This is a genomic window from Streptomyces sp. NPDC042100 (genome assembly GCF_055582325.1).
Genome location: NZ_JBVJDK010000004.1, coordinates 245,417 through 263,541, shown reverse-complemented (window position 1 = coordinate 263,541; position 18,125 = coordinate 245,417). Strand labels below are relative to the sequence as shown.

The window sequence follows — 18,125 nt, the reverse complement described above, 5'->3', positions numbered from 1 at the left end:
GCCTGTTCCGCCCGTGGGCGTCACGGCCCGCCGAAGAGCTCGGACTGGGCCGCCATGATCTCCTCGTACACCTCCGGCCGGTTCTCCCGCAGGTGGGCGAGGACCCGGCTCATCTGGGTGCCGACGTTCACGAACGCCGTCGCCCGGCCCTGGAAGTCGACCTCCTCGATCCGTTTGGTGCCCCGGTGCAGGGCGACCACCGTCCAGCCGTCGTCCAGGACGGGCGAGCCGGAGGAGCCGCCTCGGGTGTCGGTGAAGTAGACGACGTCCGTGTCGTCCGCCTGGTAGACCAGGTTGTTGCGCAGCGCCACCCGCTTCGGCCGCCCGCCCGGGTGCTGGATGATGTTGACGGCGACGGGCTCGTGGCCGCCCGGGGCCAGCGGGCTCGTCGAGACCCGCAGCACCGGACGCCCCGGCTGGACCGCCGTCAGCCGCATGACCGCGTAGTCCAGGGCCTCGTCCCAGGCGACCAGTTCGCCCGCGGTGGCCTCCTCGGTCTCCGTCTCGTCGGCGCCGTAGTCGAAGCGCGAGCGGGAGTTGCGCACCTGGAGCTGGAGGTCCGCGTCGGCGACCACGTCCCGGGGCGTCCCGGGCGTGCGGGTACGGGCGTTGACCACGTGGTGGTTGGTGACGAGGAGGCCGGGCGCGATCAGCCAGCCGGTGCCCGCGTGCGGGTACGCGGGCTGGAGCGGGGCCCCCGAGCGGTACGGCGGGACGCTGATCCGGGCGACGGCGGCGCCGGCCCGGAAGCCGCCCTGGAGGAACTCGAAGGGAACCGTGTCGTCGCGGAACACGATCTCCTCCTTCACCTCCGACGGCAGCACGTCCAGCGGCAGTTCGGGCTCCCCGGCGGCGTCCCGGGACACGTCGTCCAGGGCGCGCTGGAAGACGGCGACCGGGCCCGGCTGGGTGGTCAGGGTGAGCGCGTTGCGCAGCCAGGCCTCCAGCGGGACCGTGCCGTCGATGAGCCGCTCCACGCGGTTGACGGTCAGCAGGTCGGAGCGGAGCTGCTCGGACGGGGTGGTGCGCAGCGGCAGTCCGGCCCGGAAGTGCCGGGTGGTGCCGGCGAACAGCGCGGGCCGCAGCCCGGTGTCGGCGAGCCCGGCCTCCAGGGCCGCGCTCCGCACCCGCAGCAGCTCCTCGTCGGACAGGTACGGCACCGTCCGCCAGGCCGCCTGCGCGGAGTCCGGCGGCGGGGTCAGGCCGGCCGCGCCCTCGGCTCCGGCCCGCGGGGTGAGGCCGTGGGCGCGGCCCGGGGCGGGCGGCGGGGTGCCCGCGTCCATCGCGGCGGCGACGCCGAGCAACAGGTCGCCGCTGTGGTCGCGCAGGGCCAGCGCCCGGCGCGCCAGGCTGTCCAGGGTGCCGTGCCGCCGGGCCTCCCGCAGCGCCGCCGCCACCTCCGGGTACGGCAGGGCCCGCACGGCCGAGGCGGCGGCGGGCGGGGCCCCGGGCACGGCGTGGACGCCGGTCACCCGGGGCGCGGCGGGCGGTGGCCCGTCGTCCGCGCCCGCCCCGGCGGCGGCCGACTCCAGGATGCGGGTGAGCGGGCGGCGCAGCTGCGGCTCGTCGGCCATGGCGGACTCGATCCAGCGGGCCAGCGCGGCCACCACGGCCTCGTCGTCGCCGGGCAGCCCGACCAGCCGCAGGGTGTGCTCCAGGACGTGCGGGTCGACGCGCCCGGCGGAGGCGGCGGCGGCCCGCGCCAGGGCGGGCTGCTGGGCCAGCGCCTCGTCGGGGATCCCGCGCAGCGTCCGGGCGAGCTTGCGGTCGGTCTCCTCGGAGCCCTCGTCGGCCACGGCGGCGAGCCGGGAGCGGGCCACCAGGACGCCCATCGACTCGTACGGCAGGCCGAGGCCCGCCGCGATCGACTCGGCCTCCTGGAGCGCCCGGTCGGCGTCGGTGAAGTCGCCCGCGTCCTGGGCGAGCCGCGCGGAGAGCTGGAGCAGCTCCAGGCGGGTCTCGGCGCAGCCGGCCTCCTCGGCGCGGTCCACGGCCAGGTCGGCGGTCTCGCGCGCCTCGCCGGGCCGCTCGGAGCGGGCCAGGGTCTCCACGAGGAGGGCGTGCAGGCGGCTGCACGGGGTCCACGGGCGGCGCTCGGCGAGCCGTTCGGCGGCGGCCTCCACGTACCCCTGGGTGAGCAGGTCCTCGACCTCGCGGGCGGCGATCCGCTCCCAGTCCTCCTGGTCGGCCTCGGCCATGATCTGGTCAGGCACGTGGCCGCCGATCCGGCCGAGGAGGAAGGCGGCCGAGCGGGCCGACATGTCGTGGTCGGCGCCGACGAGGAAGCTCTCGACGCCGGGCTCCCAGCGGGTCTCCACGGTGCGCGGGTTCTCGCCGAGCCGCAGCCGGTGGTAGATCTCCTCGGCGCGCGCCGAGGGCCCCTCGCGGGCCGCGTAGTAGGCGACCGCGCGGGTGTCCACGGCCCGCATGAGGTCGGTGCGGGCGCTGTCGGAGAGCCGCAGCATGATGGTGCGCAGGTCGGCGCGGTGCCGGATGGCCTGGGGCCCGGCCGACTCCATCAGGTCGAGCCGGGAGACCAGCCGGCCGAAGAGCAGGCCCGCCTCGGAGGCCGTGGTCACGGTGAGCCCGGCCGGTCCGGCGAGGACCTCGCGGACCAGGTCGGGGGTGATGACGCGGAGCGCGAGGCCCGCCTGGACCAGGGCGCGGACCGAGTCGTCGGCGATGTGCTTGAGGATCCGGTCGTACAGGGTGCCCTGGATGAGCATCTGGTCGACCTTGTGGTGGAAGTAGCGTCGCCGGGACGGCAGCGTGGTGAGCAGGTCGCCGAGCGACTCGGACTCCTCACCGAGGACGACGGCCGTGCGGGCGGCCAGCTTGAGGCTGAGCGGATGCCCGCCGACCCGGTCGTACAGGCTCCGGGCCACGTCCTCGTCGTCGACGCCGGAGGACATCAGCAGTTCGACGGAGGCCGGTGCGTCGAGCTCGCCGAGGGCCATGGTGCGCGGGTTCATGACCTTGGCGGGGTGGTCGATGGGCGCCCGGCCGGCGACGACGAACCGCAGCCGGGGGTAGGCGGCGCGCAGCGCGGTCCACACCGCCCACATCCGGGACATCACGGGGGAGCCCCGGTACTGGGCCTGTTCGAAGGAGTCGAGCGCGACGAGCAGCGGCGGGTCCATGCCGTCGGCGGGGGTGGTGACGGCCCGCGCGACGAGTCCGGCGAGCTCGCGGGCCAGCTCCTGCTCGTGGGCGGAGGCGCGGGCGTGGAAGCCGGCCGAGTAGTCGCGGCCGAGGGTGGCGCGGGTCGCGGACAGCTCGAACAGGTCGTCGAGCTGGTCGAGTTCGCCGCGCTGGGCGGCGGCGGTCTGGCCACAGCGGTCGGCGAGCGCGTCGAAGGCCTCCCGGTGGTCCGGGTACTGGATGCCGAGCTGCCGGGCGGCCTCGGCGATGACGGTGGCGGGCTCGTGGACGGAGAGCGTGGGCCGCTCGAAGTCGATGTAGGCGAAGGGGAAGCCCTCGGGCGCGTACGCCCGCAGGCTGTCCAGCAGGAACCGGGCCAGCAGGGTGCTCTTGCCGATGCCGCCGATGCCGTGGATGAGCACCGGGGGCTCGGCGGGCTCGGCGGGCAGCGCGAGATAGGAGCGCAGCGCGTCGAGTTCGCGGATCCGCCCGTGGAAGGTGCCCTCGACGTGCAGCCGCATCGGCTGGAGCAGCCGGGCGTGTTCGAGCCGGTGCTGTACGTCCTCGGCGTCGGGCAGCAGCCCGGCGGCGCCCGGCACCCGGCGCAGCCAGAGCACGGCCTGGAGCAGGTCGGACAGCTCCTCGACAGCAGGCTCGGGGCCGGTCGCGGGGAGGCCCCGCAGCAGGGCCGCCGCGGTCCGCTCGACCCGGGGGCCCTCGGGCAGTGCGTCGAAGTCGGCGGCGTCCAGGGCCGCCAGCGCCGCCACGGGCCCGGCCAGTCCGCGCAGGGCCGTCTCCCGGACCTCGGGGGTGAGCACCCAGCGCAGCGCGTGCCGGGGGGTCGCGAGCGCCGTGCAGTCGTCGACGAGTTCGGCGACGGCCCGGCCGCCGGCCCGCTGCTCGCCGGGCAGCCGGAGCTCCGCCGGGTCGAAGTCGTCGAGCAGGCAGGCCGCCTCGCGGTAGGCGCGGCGGGCCTCGGACACGGCCGGGACGGCGGGCGTGGCGGGGGCGCGCAGGGCGCGGCGGAGCGGGCCGGTGGCGTCGCGGCCGGGGGCGACGGCGAGATAGGTCCGGACGCTCTCCTCGACGGCCGTGCACACACGGCGCATGTAGCTGTCCCCGGCGGATTCGGGCGTCCCGGCGGATTCGGGCGTCCTGGCCGCTCCGGGCGTCCCGGCGGCCTCGGGTGTCCCGGCCGCGCGGAGCACCTCGGCGACCGCCGTCTCCACGAGTCCGGGCCGCAGCTCCTCGTCAGGCGGCACCGGCGCCTCGCGGAGGAACTGGTCGAAGAAGGCCCGCAGATCGTCCGCGTCGACGGCCCGCGCGGTGTCCCGCACCTCGTTCTTGCGGATGTCGTACGGGAGTTGGCGCAGCGCTGTGGAGTAGCCGAGCAGCACGAGGCGGGGCACGGTCTCGGCGCGCACCGGGGTGTGCTCGTAGATGGCGAGGGCCAGTTTGCCGATGCAGTCCCAGACGTCGGAGTTCGGGTCGAGGGCGTCGCACTCGTCCAGGACCAGCCAGTAGCGCTCCTCGGCGGCGGTGGCGCGGCTGACGATCCGGTGCACGGCGTCGTCGATCGAGGGCAGGGGATCGTTCAACCGTGTGGGGTTCAACGGCACTCCGTCGGCGCCCGGCTCCGACACGAACTCGCCGAGGCGCCCCACCAGCCGCGCCGCCGTCGTGGTCCGCGACAGCGTCACCCGCACCGGCCGGAAGCCGCAGTGCTGTCCCAGGTGCCGGATCAGCTGGTACGTGTACGAGCGTCCGCTGTCCGGTGCGCCGTCCACGACCAGGACCGTCTGCTCCGGGTCGGCGACGAAGCGGCGCAGCTTCTCGCGCAGCGGGGCCCGGTCGATGAAGACCGCCGTGCCGTCCCGGAGCACCACGGTCGCGAACGGGTCCCGTTCGGAGTGCGCGGTCTCCTCGTCCTCGCGCAGCCGCCCCAGCAGCGAACGCAGTTCGGTGCCCCGCCCGGCCGCGTCCTTCGCGTCCAGCCGGTCGAGCGCGTCGAGCCGGCTCAGCGCCGCCAGCAGCCGCCGCTGGTGCCCGATGTCCCTGCGCGCGGCCCCCACGATGCGGCGCGCGTTCTCGTCGCGGTCGGGGGTGAGCGGCAGGTCGGTCACGAAGACCTTGCCGAGGGCGCTGCGCAGCAGCCCTCTGCGGGGATCGGGGTTGTCGAGAAGGTGGTCCCGCACCCAGCTGGTGACGAGGCCCCACTCCGTCTCGGTGAGAGGCATGGCGCACCTGCCCGTCCGTCCCCGCGCCGGAGGAGGACGGACTTCCCTGCCATCCTCTCCCCGGGCCCCGTGCCCCGCAATCGCTGCGGACCGGACCGGACCGGACCGGACCGGACCGGACCATACCGGACCGGGGCGGGGCGGGGCGGCGCCGGGGTGGGGCGGACCGGACCGGGGCGGCGGCGGGCACCGGGAGGGCGCGGCGCGCTCAGCCCCGTGTCGTGATGTCCTCGAAGCTCTCCAGCCGCCGCCAGCGCTCCTCGGGCGAGCGCGTCGGCGGCATCAGGTCCACGTCCGGCAGCGGCCCGAACTCCAGCTCCGTGATCTCGGCGACGTCCGAGACCGGCACCTGGTACGTGCGGTAGGGCCCGAGCGGCGGCGGCGCCCCCGCGGTCGCCCCGGCCAGCGCCCGCTCCGCGTCCCGGCTCAGGTCCGGGCTCTGGTCGAGCACGTACGCGGTCGCCGCCAGCGCCCCGTCCTGCAGGAAGGCGACCACCTTCCAGAACCGCAGCGGCACCTGGATGCCCCGGTAGGGCGGGTCGGAGTCCTGGAGCACCGGGCCGGTCAGCACCGCGAGCTTGCGGTCGTAGTCGGCCGCGTTCTCCAGCAGGTAGTTCTCCAGGCCCTGCCACAGCTGCTTGCCCTGGTTGAAGACGTCCACCTGCGGAGCCGCGTTGGTGAAGTGGAAGGTGTCGGTGTTCGCCTGGTCCGCGACACCCGCCGCGCCCCACACCGGGTCCAGCCGGCGCACCATGTGCCCGCGGTCCAGGCTGTTGTTCCGGTAGACCTCGTCGCCCGCCTGCTGCTCGCGCGGCAGCCGGGGGTCGTACAGCCAGACGTCCTCGCGCGGCACGTCCTCCAGGAGCTGCGCCCCCTCGATGCAGACGCCGGTGGCGGCGGGCAGCCGCCGGTCGGGGCGGAAGACGACGCTGAAGTGGGTGTACGGCAGGACCACGGTCCCGACGGCGGCGCGTACCGGCAGCGGGAGGGGCACGACGGGGCCCAGGAAGCCCTCGTCGTATCCGGTGCGGTCGGCGAGCTGGTCGTGCCCGGATTCGGTGGAGTTCATAGGATGTAAGTACCGCGCGGGGGAGGGTAGCCCACGGCACCGGAGCCGCAGGCCACTCGAACAGACGCCCCCCGGTGCCCCCGCAACCCCCGCCGGCGACGTCGAGGAGGCATCGCCATGCCCACCGGACTCTCCCTGCACATCGGACTCAACCGCGTCGACCCCGCCCGCTACGACGGCTGGGACGGCACCCTCGTGGCCTGCGAGAACGACGCCCGCGACATGGCGAGGATCGCCACCGCGGCGGGCTTCACCCCCACCGTCCTGCTCACCGAGGAGGGCACCGTCGACCGGATCACCGCCGCGCTCCGCGACGCCGCCGGAAAGCTCGCGGGCGGCGACATCCTGCTCCTCAGCTACTCCGGCCACGGCGGGCAGGTGCCCGACGTCACCGGCGGCGACCACGAGACGGACCGGCGCGACGAGACCCTCGTCTTCTACGACCGCCAGTTCCTCGACGACGAGGTCCACCAGGAGTTCCTGCGCTTCGACGACGGCGTCCGCGTCGTCACCTTCTTCGACTGCTGCCACAGCGGCACCAGCATCGAACTGCCCGGCGCCGCCGAGGTCACCGGCCGCTTCGTCCCCGAGCCGAAGCAGATCGAGCTCTACGAGCGCGACCGCGACTTCTACGACGACCTCCAGCGCTCGCTCGCCAAGGCGGCGGCGAACACCGGCACCGCGCAGGGGCCCCCGGTGATCCTCGTCTCCGCCTGCCAGGACAACCAGGTCGCCGCCGACGGAGCCGTCAACGGCGCCTTCACCGAGGCGCTCCTGGACGTCTGGCGCGACGGCGCCTTCCGAGGCGACTACCGCGCCTTCCACCGGGCGATCCAGGCCGAACTGCCGCCCACCCAGAGCCCCAACCTCTACACGACCGGAGCCCCCACGGAGGCGTTCCTGGGCCAGCGGCCCCTCACGGTCTGAGCGCCGTCGCGAGCTGGGCGCGCGAGCGCACGTCCAGCTTCTGGTAGATCCGCGTCAGCCGCGCCTCCACCGTCTTCACGCTCAGGTACAGCTTCGCCGCCGCCTCCTGGTTGCTGGCCCCCTGCCCGACCAGCCGGGCCAGGCGCAGCTCCGCCTCGGTCAGCGCGGACCGCGCCGACAGCGCCTCCGCGCCCGCCGGGCCCGCCGGGCCCTCACCCGCCGGGCCGGCCGGCGTCTCGCTCGTCAGCACGAGCCAGGGCGCAGCCCCGGCCCGCTCGAAGACCCCCGCCGCCTCCTGGAGCGCCGCCTGCGCCGCCGAGCGGCGCCGCCGCCTGCGCTCCACCCGGGCCAGCGCCACCAGCGCCCGCCCCCGCTCCAGCGGCAGCCCCGCCCGGCCGAACCGCTCCGCCGTCCCGCTCAGCAGCTCCGCCGCCCCGTCCGTACGGCCCTCCGCCGACAGGCACAGCGCGTACGCCCGGTCGCAGCCCAGCAGCACCGACGTGCGCCCCAGCCGCTCCGCCACCGGCCGCACCTCCGCCAGGACCGCCAGGGCCTCCTCGACGGCGTCGTGCGCCAGCAGCGCCTCCGCCAGCTCCTCGTGCCAGCGCAGCATCGACGGGTCCACCGTGGACTGGGCCCGCTCGTTCGCCTCCACCCGGCGCAGCGTCTCCAGCGCGGCGGCCACGTCCCCGTTCACCAGCTGCACCCGCCCCAGCGCGTACAGGCTGCGGGACAGGAAGACCCGGTCGCCCTCCTCCTCCGAGGCCTGCACGCTGCGCCGCGCGTAGCTCGCCGCCCGGCCGAAGCTGCCGCCCGCCGTCTCCGCCAGCGCCAGCGCGTACCACGCGGGCCCGGGGGAGAGCCCCGCCTCCAGCGTCAGCGCCAGCGACTGGCCCGCGTGCGCCAGCGCCGCCGAGCAGGGCCCGAGCCGCGACTCGATCTCCGCCAGGGTGCTCAGCAGCTCGATGGTGTCCTCGACGGAGCCGCGCCGCTGCACCAGCGGCAGCAGCGCGTTGAGCTGGTCCCGGGCGTCCACCAGCCGCCCGTCGAACAGCGCGTGACGGATCGTCAGAATCTGGGCCGCGTTGCGGATCCCGGCCGGCCGCTCGGCCGTCTCCAGGGCGCGCGCCTGCGCGAGCACCGCGTCCGCGTCGGCCGATCCCAGCGCCCGCTCCATCCGCGCCTGCACGGTCAGCGCCTGCGCCGCCAGCCTCGGGTCGCCCATCGACGCGGCCAGCGCCGCCGACTCCACGGCCGCCGCCCGGGAGCGCAGCGGATCCCCGTCCGCCAGCACGTACTTGACGGCCAGCCGGAGCTGCACCGCCGCCCGCAGCGCGGTGTCGTCCTCCGAGTCCTCCATCGCGTGCACGTACATCTCGTCGAGCCCGGTCAGCCCCTGCCCCGCCGTGTCCAGCACCGCGAGCCGGGCCCGTACCCGGTCGGCGGGCACCGCGTCGCGGGCCAGCAGGTCGGTCGCGGCCCGCATGGCCAGATCGGCGCGGGCCGCGCGGGCGGCCTCCTCGGCGGCGTCCACCAGCCGGGCGATCCGCCGGTTCCCGTACCGTCCCGGCGTCGACTCGGCCGCCAGCAGTGCCAGTTCGGCGGCGAGTCCGCGATTGCCGCGCCCCCGGGCGAGGTCCGCCGCCGCGCCGACCTCGGCGGCCAGCTCCTCGTCGGGCGCGTCGGTGGCCAGCGCCCGGTGCCGCACCGCGTCCACCGGGTCGTCCACCACCTGCGCCAACGCCGCGTGCCCGGCGCTGCGTTCGGCCCAGCAGGCGTCGTGCACCAGGGTCGAGGGCAGCAGTCCGGCGGTGAACGCGACGGTGCCGTCCTCGGCCAGCGACACCAGCCCGGCCCGTTCGGCCGCCGCCAGGTCCGCCTCCGCGTTCGGCCGCCCCGCGCGCCGGACCAGCGCCGCCGAGGGGCGCAGCGCGAGCGCCGCGAGCAGCAGGGTCTCCCGCACGTCCGGCGGCGCGGCGCCGAGGAGCTGCCGGGCCAGGTCCCGGGCCCGGCCGGACAGGGTCAGCGCCTCGGCGTGGTGCACCGGGGTCCGGGCGTCGGCGAGCGAGCGCCCGACGGCCAGCGCGAGCCGGGGATTGCCGCCGCTCGCCTTGTGGATCCGCCCGGCCATCCGGGACGGCAGCCGGTGGTGGATGAGCAGTTCGGCGATCTCGTCCGCGTGCAGCGGCGGCACCAGCAGCACATCGGCCTCGGACGGCACCCACAGGTGGGTGTCGCGCGGGTCCTGCGTCCCGTACGCCTCGTAGGCCTCCGGCGTCTCCACGGAGACCACCCGGAGCGCGGGCGGCGCCAGGTGCAGGGCGAAGCGGAGCAGGTCGGCGCTGTCGGGGTCGATGTGCTGCACCCCGTCGACGACGAGCAGGGCGGGGCCGCGCGCGGTGAGCGCCCGCAGGATCCGGGCGATCCCGAGCCGCAGCGCGATCGGGTCCCAGCCGCCGTCGTGCAGCGGGGCCTCGCGGCAGAGCATGGCCACGGCGGTCCGCTGCGGCCCGGGCAGCGCGTCGAACACCCCGGTGGCCGAGACGCCGAGCGGTCCGTGGTCCCCGTGCTCCCCGACGGGCGCGGTCGGGTACGCGGGGGCGGCGGCGTCCTGGCCGGCGGCCGCCCACTCCGGGCCGGTCCCGGAGCCCTCGGCGCCCGCCGGGGCGGCGCCGGGCCCCTCGGGGCCGCCGGCTCCCTCGGGAGCGGGCGCCGGTCCCGGCGCGGGGCGGCTCACGGTGGCCGCGACCGAGGCGACCAGTGCCGCCGCGGTCGCGCCGGGTATCTCGCGGTCGGCGGGGAGCGTGGCCAGCCACAGCACGGTCTCGCCGCGGGCCTCCGCGCGCGCCGCCGAGGCCAGCGCGACCTCGGTCTTGCCGACCCCGGCCGGTCCGGTGAGCAGCGCCCGCCCGCGCGACTGCAGTACGCGTTCGAGGCGGGCGAGGAGTTCCTCGCGGCCCACCGGCGCCGGCGGCGCTGACGTCATGGTTCCACCACCCTCCGGCCCTCGGGGCCCGGCCGTGAGCCCCCGTTGCGCAGAGAATACGGAGCCTGTCGCCCGAGTCCAGGCCCGCTGTCCGGCATACGGACGGCGCTCGCCGGGCGACGGTCCGTCACCGACGCCAGGAAGCGCCCGTGGTGTAGACCACGAGCGCTTCGCTGACCAGCGGTGATGCTGATGTGGGGGGTGAATCTGAGAGGAACCCTGGCGACCTAGAAGGTCAGGCTCCACGAGTCGATGTAGCCGGTGTCACCCGAGGCCACATCGCGGACCTGGAGCTTCCAGGTGCCGTTGGCGACCTCGCTGGACGCGTCGACCGTGTAGGTCGCGAGCACGTTGTCCGCGCTGTCCGACGAGGAGGAGGCCTTCAGGTTGCGCACGGTGCCGTCGGGGGCGACCAGGTCGACGACCAGGTCACCGCGCCAGGTGTGCTTGATGTCCACGTCGACCTTGAGGGCGGCCGGCGCGTTGCCGGTGCGGCCGGTGACGGCGATCGAGGAGGTCACGGTGGCGTTGTCCGCGATGGCGACGTCGGTCGCGTTGGTGAAGACGGTGCCGGCCGGCGGGGTGGTGGTGACCGCGTCGACCGTCTTGGCGGCGTCGGCGATGCCGGCGCCGCAGCCGCCGGTGCAGGTGCCGGGCAGCGGGCGGGCGTTGGTCTTGATCGCCGACTCGATCTGGGCCGGGGTGAGGCTGGTCTTGGCCGACTTCAGGAGCGCGGCCAGACCGGCGATGTGCGGGGCCGCCATCGAGGTGCCCTGGTAGGGCTTGTAGCTCTCGGCCGACTGGACGGTGGTACCGGAGTTCAGCGTGGAGTAGATGCCGTTCTCGGGCGTGGTCACGGTGCCGGGGGTGTCGGTCGCGCGGCGGGTCTCGCCGCCCGGGGCCGACACGTCCACGAGGGCGCCGTAGTTGGAGTAGAAGGACCGGTTGCCCTCACGGCTGGTCGACGCCACGGTGATGACGTTCGAGCAGTTCGCGGGGGTGAAGCCGGACGTGTCGGCGTTGCTGTTGCCCGCGGCGACGACGACGGTGGTGCCGCGCGAGACGGCGCCGTTGATCGCGTTCTGGTAGACGCTCGGGCAGGAGGCGCTGGCGCCGCCCAGACTCATGTTGATGACCTTGGCCGGGGTCGGGTTGGCCGGGACGCCCGGCACGGTGCCGCCGGAGGCCCAGGTGATCGCGTCGGCGATGTCGGAGGACGAGCCGCCGCACTTGCCGAGCACGCGCACGGGCTGGATCTTCGCGTTGTACGCGATGCCCGCGATGCCCTTGGTGTTGTTGGTGACCGCGGCGATGGTGCCCGCCACGTGGGTGCCGTGCCAGGAGGAGTTGGAGGCCTTGGAGCCGGTGCCGCACTCGCCGTCGGTGGCGTTCCAGTCGCCCTCGTCCTTGGCGTCCGCGTCACGGCCGTTGCCGTCACGGGCGTCGGCGGAGGTGGAGATGAAGTCGTAACCGGAGACGACGTTGGTCGCCAGGTCCGAGTGGGCGGCGTAGCCGGTGTCGATGACGGCGACGGTGACGCCGGAGCCGGTCGTCTTGTCCCAGGCGGTGGGCACGTTCATGCCGCCGGTGGGCTCGAAGAGGTCCCACTGCTTGGCGTAGTCGGTGTCGTTCGGCGCGACCGCCATGGCGTACGCGCGGATGTCCGGCTCCACGGAGGCGACCTGCGGGTCGGCCCGGAAGGCGTCCATGACCTCGGCGACGTCCTGCTTGGTGGCCGAACCGCCGAGGTCGACGAGGGCGGCACCGCCGGCCAGGCGGCGCTCGAAGGAGAGCTTCTCGCCGGTCGTGGCGGCCTTGTCGGCCGCGTCGCTCTTGGCGGCGGTGTTCGAACCGGCCTCGGCGGCCGAGGACTTGTAGGTCACGATGACCTTGTCGACGGGGGCGCTGGGCAGCGCGGCCATCGACTGGGAAGCCGGGACGGGCTTCGGGCTGACAGCGCCCGGGACGGCGGCGAACGCCCCGGAGGTGGTGGCAGCGGCACCGAGGATCGCGGCGCTCGCGACCACCACGGATATGACTCTCCGCCTGGAACCGTTCAAGGTGTGGCCCTTTCGAGTACGACGTGAGGGAGCAGTGGCGGCGGCGCGGGACACGCGGGGCGAAGTGGGGTCGCGTCCGTCGTCTCCCTGGGCGTGGGGGCCCGTGCGCCGCCACCGGCGCGACGGCCCGGGTCAAGGCCGTCCCCGGCGGACATGGCTCACCCTTCTCATGCACCTGACAGGTGGAGAGGAGGGGGGAGGGGATCCGCCGGTGCGGCAGACAGTAGGGAAACCCGAGGTGAACCCGATACGGGGAAAACCCTTGTCACCCCTCGGGGGAGGGAGGGGGAGGGGCGGGGGAACCCGCCGGTGAGGAAGGGGGCCCGGGGAGGTTTACGGGGGAGGAGGGTTGCGGGACGCGGGCGAGGGGCGCCCGACGGGGGCGGCGGGCGGGCGGGGTGCCCGGCGGGGCGACGGGCGGAGCCACCCGGCGGGGCGACGGGCTCGCGGGGCGGAGGCGGCTCACGGAGGTGGCGGGCGGGGGCGTTGGGGGCGCCCGGCGGGGCGCGGGGCGATGCCCGGCGGGGCTGCGGCCGGCGTGGCGATGGCCGGCGGGGCTGCGGGCGGTGGCCGGCGGGGCGCGGGGCGGACGGCTTGTGCCGCGCCCCGCCTCCCGCCTCCCCCCGTCGTCCACCCCTGGCTCAGCCCAGTTCGAGCGTGGTCACGCCGAAGACGCGGTCGCCCGCGATCGGGCGGATCGGGCCCGTGTACATGCGGGCCGTCTCGAAGGTGGGCTCCAGTCCCCGTTCGGCGGCCAGGCGGGCCGCCGCCGGGTTGGCCTCCGGCATGTCGACGGCGATCCGGTCCGCGCCGAACACACGCGCCTCCGCGGCCAGCGCGTCCAGGAGGGCCGCCGCGTCGGCGGGGGAGTCGGCGAACAGCGGCCCGACCCGGGCCTCCTGCTCGGCGGGCCGGACCACCCCGTAGCCGGTGACGCGGCCGTCGACGAGCCGGACCAGCGCGCGGTGCCCGGGGGTCGTCAGCCAGGAGGACAGGAAGCGGGGCCGCTCGGCCGGGTGGCAGGCGCCGTCGTACGCGGCGAGCGCGGCCGGGTCCACCCGCTCCGCGGCCACCACCCCGGCCACCGGCCGCTCCGGCGCCGGGACTTCGCCGACGAACCGGGCGGACCGGTAGGCGGGGGCGAAGCCGGACCTGCGGTAGTTGTCCTGCTGGGCCGGCACCCCGTCGAGCCCGACGGTCCGCGCGCCCGCGTGGGCGAGCGCCGCCCGCCAGGTCGCGAGACCGTGGCCGAGACCGCGCAGCTCGGGCCGTACGAGATAGAACCCCAGGAAGGAATAGGAGTCGTCGTAGTTGACGACCGAGATCGCCGTGACCGGCTCGCCGTCGATCCGCCCCAGGAAGAAGCCCTCGGGGTCCTGGGTGAAGAAGGCCTCCGCGTCGGACCGGCCGGGGTTCCATCCCTCCTCGGCCGCCCAGTCGCGCACCAGCGCCCAGTCCTGGAGTGACGCGCGGGTGATCTGCAGGCTCATGGGAGTCCCTTCGGGCGGAAGGCGGAAGGCTGAAGGCAGAGGCGGGGAACCGCGGGGCGACGGCGGAGAGCCGCCGAGCATAGCCGCGCCACGCACCCCTCCCCGCCCGCCGCCGTCGCTTTTCGGCCGTCTCGGCGCACCCCCGACCCGGGACGGATCGGACCCGCCCCGGGACCCGTCACCCCACCAGCCGCAAGGCCGTTTCCGCCAGGCCCACCCGTACGGACTGGCCCCAGGTCAGTTCCAGGGCGTCCGTCTCCATGCCGTCGCCGAAGGCCACCAGGCGGTCCGACTCGACGGTGAGGCGGAGGGTGTCGCCGGGGCCGAGGAGACCCTCCACGCGGCCGGTACCGGAGGACGGGGAGGGCCAGGCCTCCCGTACCGACCAGGCGAGGCCGGGGGCGGTCGGGGCGGGCAGCGGGACGGCGCTCGTCCGCTGGTGCCAGAGGGAGCGGAGCCAGCCGGTCGCGCCCGTGCCGGTGCCGACGAGGACGCCCGAGGAGGCCTGGCGCTCGACCGGGGCGGAGGGCGCCGCCAGGGTGTAGCGGGCGGTCTGGTGGCCGGGCGCGCCGACGTAGACCTCGTTGAGGGCGAGCAGCCGCTGCCCGTCGTCCGTGACCGCCTCGGCCATGGTGAGGGCGTCCACCGCCGTCCGCACCCCCGTGGCGGACGGCAGCAGCCGGCGGGCGTCGGCAGGGCGGTGGCGGACCAGGACCCCGGGACCGCGCCCGGGTTCGGGGTCGATCCCGACGACCGGCTGGCCCGCGAGGTACTTCGCGGTGTTGGCCACCAGCCCGTCCTGTCCCACCACCACGACCACGTCCTCGGGCCCGAACAGGAAGCGGTCAAGGTCGGCCCGTTCGACCCGGGCCCGCCGCCACCGCAGCGGTACGGCGGCGGCGACCTCGGCGAGGGCCCGCCCGGCCCGCTCGTGGCGCTCGCGGACCTCGGTGGCCGAACGCCCCCGCGAGGCCAGGAAGAACGCGGCCTGGCCGGGCGTCCCGTGCCGGGCCAGCAGCTCCTGGTACTCCGTGGTGCGGTGCACGAGCACCGCGCGCGGCGCCAGGCTCACCCGTCCGCCCCGCCGCCCAGCCGTGCCAGCAGTCCGGTGAGGACGTCCGGCGAGAGCGTCAGGTGCTCGATGCGCGGGAGCTGTTCTGCGGCGCGGGTGGCGGCGAGGGCGTGCAGGGTCGCCGCCGGGACGTCCGCGTGCGCCCGCAGCCAGGCGGTCTGCGCCTCCGCGCGGGCCGCGCCGACCTCGCGCGCCGCCTCGGCCTCCGCGCGGGCCAGCCGCACGGTGCGCGCGGCCTCGGCCTCGGCCCGTACGGCGTCGGCGGCGGCGCTCTCCTCGGCCTCGCGACGGGCGTTGACGCCGCGCTGCTCGACCAGCCGCTCCTCCTGCCGGGCCAGCTCGATCTTGCTGGCCAGCTCGTTCTCGGCGATGGTCCGCTCGCGTTCCACGGCGACGGCGCGGCGCTCGTAGGTGGCCCGGTCGGCCTCCTGCTGGACGCGTTCGCGGGCGGGGGTGCGCAGCGCGCGCTCGACCTCGGGCTCGGGGCGCAGCGCCACGACGCGGACGGCGACCACTTCGATGCCGGTGTCCGGCAGCCGTGGTTCGGCGGCCAGTCCGGCCGCCATCCGGTCCCGTACCGCCGCGACCCCGTCGACGAGGGCCTCGGCCAGCGGGATCCGGGCGAGCACGTCGAGCGCGTGCTGCTGGGCGCTCTCGGTGAGCAGCCCGGCGATCTGCTCCAGCGGGGTGCCGCGCCAGACGCCGGTGTCGGGGTCGACGGAGAAGTCGAGCCGTCCGGCGGCGGCGCCGGGGTCGGTGATCCGGTACGTGACGGTGGACTGCACGCTCACGTCCTGGAAGTCCGCCGTGCGGGCGTGGAAGGCCATCGCCAGCTCGCGGTCGTCCACGGGCACCTCGGAGAGGGCGGCGGACAGCGCGCGGAACCAGAAGCTGAGCCCGGCGCCGTCGTGCACGATCCGGCCGCCGCGCTGGTGGCGGATGTGCGCGGTGGGCGCGGACCGCAGATGGCGCCAGCCCGCGCGCCGGGTGATGTCGGCCATGGGTGACCTCCCCTTGTCGTCACTGTGACGATAGAGGTGTCCGTCAATTGTCGTCAAGATGACGAGAGGTGGGGTTCGGGTCGGCCCGGGGAAACCGGACGGACCCCCACGCGGGGGCGCGGGGGTCCGGTGAGGCGAGAGGGAGAGAGGGAGGGAGGGGGAGGAGGGGGCGGTGATGCGGACTACGGTACGGGCGAGGGTACGGGCCCGGACGGCTGGGAGGGCACCCCGGTCAAGGCCGCCACTCCGGCCATCCCGGCCATCCCGGCCGCACCAGCCGCGCCGACCACCCCGGCCACACCGGTCCCGCCCACCAAAGCACCCGCACCGCTCACACCACCCGCATCGACCGTCGCGGATGCCCCCGCCTCCGCCTCCGCTTCCGCCTCAGCCTCCCCCTCCACCGGCCCGGCCGTCCCGTCGGCCTCCGGGCCCAGTCCTGCCGTCAGCAGGACGACCCCGCGCGCGGCGACGAGGGACGCGGCGGCGGCGACCGCCCAGCCCCAGGCGCCCGCGCGGAAGGTCTCGCCGAGCAGGGCCACGCCGATGACGGCCGCGGCGGCCGGGTTGGAGAGGTTGACGACGGCGAGCGGCGCCGCGAGCCCGCCCCGGTACGCGACCTGGGAGAGCAGCAGCCCGCCGACCGCGAAGGCGGCGATCAGGACCGCGAGCAGGGCCGTCTGCCACCAGCCGGCCGGTCCGCCGGGCAGGTCGCGGGCGAGCGCGGCGGTCAGCGTCTGGGTGAGCGCCGAACCCACCCCGGAGGCCATCCCGGACGCGGTCGCGTGGCCCAGGCCCCGGCGCCGCGAGGCCGTCCCCTCGTGGGCCCGCGCGCGGGAGGCGAGCAGCCCGATGAGGAACAGGGTCGCGCCCGTCACGACCAGCGCCTCGCGCAGGCTCAGGGCCTCGCCCGGGGCGGCGGGCCCGGTCACGGCGACCAGGCCCATCAGGCCCATCAGGGTCCACAGCGCCCCGCGCCACTCCGCGCGGGTGACCCGGCGGTGCGCGCCGTAGGCGCCGATGGGGAGGGCGGCGACCAGGGTCAGCGCGCCCAGCGGCTGGACCAGCGTGAGCGGCCCGTAGTGCAGGGCGGCGACGTGCGCGAGGGCGCCGGCGGCGTTCAGGCCGACCGCCCACCACCACTGGGGGCGGGCGAGCAGCCGGCGCAGCGCTCCGGGGCCGCCGGCGGAGGCGGAGGCGAGCCGGGACTGGGCGACGGCGGCCAGGGCGTACCCGGCGGCCGAGACGAGCGAGAGGAGGATCGCGACGGCGGTCCCGGCGGCGGGGCTCATCGCAGGGCTCCGGCGGCGGCCGGGGCGAGCGGTCCGGGCACCGTCGTCCGAGGCTCCCGGGCGGGCGCGGGGAAGGCGATCAGGGCGAGCCCGAGGAGCGCGGCGGCGGCGAGGGCGTCGAACCAGTAGTGGTTCGCGGTGCCGACGACCACGAGCAGGGTGAGCGCCGGGTGCAGCAGCCACAGCCGGCGCCAGCGCGAGGAGGTCGCGGCGATCAGCCCGATCGCGACCATCAGGGCCCAGCCGAAGTGCAGCGACGGCATCGCGGCGAACTGGTTGGCCATCGAGTCGGCCTCCGGCGTCGCGCCGTACACCGAGGGTCCGTAGACCTGCGCGGTGTCGACGAGGCCGGTCGCGGCGAGCATCCGGGGCGGCGCGAGCGGCAGCAGCAGGTGCAGGGCGAGCGCGGCGGCGGTCAGCAGGGCGAGCACCCGGCGGGACCACACGTAGTGGGCGGGCCGGCGCCAGTACAGCCAGGCCAGGAAGGCGAGGGTGGCGGGGAAGTGCACGGCCGCGTAGTACGTGTTGGCGGCCCTGACCAGGCCCTCGCCGTGCAGGAGCAGGTCCTGGACCGCGCCCTCGCCGGGCAGGTGCAGCGCCCGCTCGGCGTCCCACAGCCGGTCGGCGTTGCGGAACGCGCGGGTCTCGTGCCCGTTGGCGAGGAGCCGGCCGAACTTGTAGACGAGGAAGAGCGCCGTGACCAGCAGCAGCTCACGGACGAGGGGCGGTCTGGGGGTAGCCGCCGTCCCCGGTCCGGCAGGACGTGGCCTTCGTATCCCGCGTATCCCGGCAGCCATGACGCGGCCCCCTTTTTCCCTGCAATTCGGACAGCAAACGGAGGAACTCTAGA

General features: G+C 75.9%; 10 protein-coding genes. 1 reads left to right on the top strand and 9 read right to left on the bottom strand.

The window, feature by feature from the left end; genetic code table 11:
* Positions 1 to 20: 20 nt before the first annotated feature.
* Both ACZ6J5_RS11080 and ACZ6J5_RS11075 read right to left on the bottom strand, forming a co-directional pair.
* Complete coding sequence (locus ACZ6J5_RS11080) at positions 21 to 5,378, bottom strand: trypsin-like peptidase domain-containing protein (RefSeq protein WP_469390040.1); 5,358 nt, start codon at positions 5,376 to 5,378, stop codon at positions 21 to 23.
* A 208-nt stretch (positions 5,379 to 5,586) separates the two neighbouring features.
* The gene (locus tag ACZ6J5_RS11075; RefSeq protein ID WP_469390038.1) at positions 5,587 to 6,447 is read right to left on the bottom strand and encodes a DNA/RNA non-specific endonuclease; all 861 of its coding nucleotides are present in this window, start codon (positions 6,445 to 6,447) and stop codon (positions 5,587 to 5,589) included.
* Between the two features lie 117 nt (positions 6,448 to 6,564).
* Between ACZ6J5_RS11075 and ACZ6J5_RS11070 the strand changes: the two genes are divergently transcribed.
* Positions 6,565 to 7,374 carry a caspase family protein gene (locus ACZ6J5_RS11070; RefSeq protein WP_469390036.1) on the top strand — a complete coding sequence of 270 codons (810 nt, stop codon included), beginning with the start codon at positions 6,565 to 6,567 and terminating at the stop codon, positions 7,372 to 7,374.
* Here ACZ6J5_RS11070 and ACZ6J5_RS11065 read toward each other — a convergent pair.
* From ACZ6J5_RS11065 to ACZ6J5_RS11035, 7 genes are all read right to left on the bottom strand, one after another.
* Positions 7,364 to 10,360 carry a helix-turn-helix transcriptional regulator gene (locus ACZ6J5_RS11065; RefSeq protein WP_469390034.1) on the bottom strand — a complete coding sequence of 999 codons (2,997 nt, stop codon included), beginning with the start codon at positions 10,358 to 10,360 and terminating at the stop codon, positions 7,364 to 7,366. The genes ACZ6J5_RS11070 and ACZ6J5_RS11065 overlap by 11 nt on opposite strands.
* Before the next feature lie 227 nt (positions 10,361 to 10,587).
* Complete coding sequence (locus ACZ6J5_RS11060; protein WP_469390516.1) at positions 10,588 to 12,282, bottom strand: S8 family serine peptidase; 1,695 nt, start codon at positions 12,280 to 12,282, stop codon at positions 10,588 to 10,590.
* Between the two features lie 779 nt (positions 12,283 to 13,061).
* A complete protein-coding gene (locus ACZ6J5_RS11055) occupies positions 13,062 to 13,910 on the bottom strand; it encodes a GNAT family N-acetyltransferase (RefSeq protein ID WP_469390032.1) in 849 nt (282 codons plus the stop codon).
* 178 nt (positions 13,911 to 14,088) lie between these two features.
* Positions 14,089 to 14,982, bottom strand: coding sequence for an NAD(+)/NADH kinase (locus tag ACZ6J5_RS11050; RefSeq protein WP_469390030.1), 894 nt, complete (start codon positions 14,980 to 14,982; stop codon positions 14,089 to 14,091).
* On the bottom strand, positions 14,979 to 15,983 hold the full coding sequence (locus ACZ6J5_RS11045) for an SPFH domain-containing protein (RefSeq protein WP_469390028.1): 1,005 nt from the start codon (positions 15,981 to 15,983) through the stop codon (positions 14,979 to 14,981). Before ACZ6J5_RS11045 ends, ACZ6J5_RS11050 begins: the two co-directional genes overlap by 4 nt.
* A 182-nt stretch (positions 15,984 to 16,165) precedes the next feature.
* Positions 16,166 to 17,275 carry a DMT family transporter gene (locus ACZ6J5_RS11040; RefSeq protein WP_469390026.1) on the bottom strand — a complete coding sequence of 370 codons (1,110 nt, stop codon included), beginning with the start codon at positions 17,273 to 17,275 and terminating at the stop codon, positions 16,166 to 16,168.
* Positions 17,272 to 18,072, bottom strand: a complete 801-nt coding sequence (locus ACZ6J5_RS11035; protein ID WP_469390024.1) for a phosphatase PAP2 family protein — start codon at positions 18,070 to 18,072, stop codon at positions 17,272 to 17,274. Before ACZ6J5_RS11035 ends, ACZ6J5_RS11040 begins: the two co-directional genes overlap by 4 nt.
* Between the last annotated feature and the right edge of the window lie 53 nt (positions 18,073 to 18,125).

Excerpts from the sequence above, each read along its gene's own strand:
- ACZ6J5_RS11055 (WP_469390032.1), bottom strand. The coding sequence starts at position 13,910 with ATGAGCCTGCAGATCACCCGCGCGTCACTCCAGGACTGGGCGCTGGTG.
- ACZ6J5_RS11045 (WP_469390028.1), bottom strand. The coding sequence starts at position 15,983 with ATGGCCGACATCACCCGGCGCGCGGGCTGGCGCCATCTGCGGTCCGCG.
- ACZ6J5_RS11060 (WP_469390516.1), bottom strand. The coding sequence starts at position 12,282 with ATGGCCGCGCTGCCCAGCGCCCCCGTCGACAAGGTCATCGTGACCTAC.
- ACZ6J5_RS11075 (WP_469390038.1), bottom strand. The coding sequence starts at position 6,447 with ATGAACTCCACCGAATCCGGGCACGACCAGCTCGCCGACCGCACCGGA.
- ACZ6J5_RS11080 (WP_469390040.1), bottom strand. The coding sequence starts at position 5,378 with ATGCCTCTCACCGAGACGGAGTGGGGCCTCGTCACCAGCTGGGTGCGG.
- ACZ6J5_RS11040 (WP_469390026.1), bottom strand. The coding sequence starts at position 17,275 with ATGAGCCCCGCCGCCGGGACCGCCGTCGCGATCCTCCTCTCGCTCGTC.
- ACZ6J5_RS11070 (WP_469390036.1), top strand. The coding sequence starts at position 6,565 with ATGCCCACCGGACTCTCCCTGCACATCGGACTCAACCGCGTCGACCCC.
- ACZ6J5_RS11065 (WP_469390034.1), bottom strand. The coding sequence starts at position 10,360 with ATGACGTCAGCGCCGCCGGCGCCGGTGGGCCGCGAGGAACTCCTCGCC.
- ACZ6J5_RS11035 (WP_469390024.1), bottom strand. The coding sequence starts at position 18,072 with ATGGCTGCCGGGATACGCGGGATACGAAGGCCACGTCCTGCCGGACCG.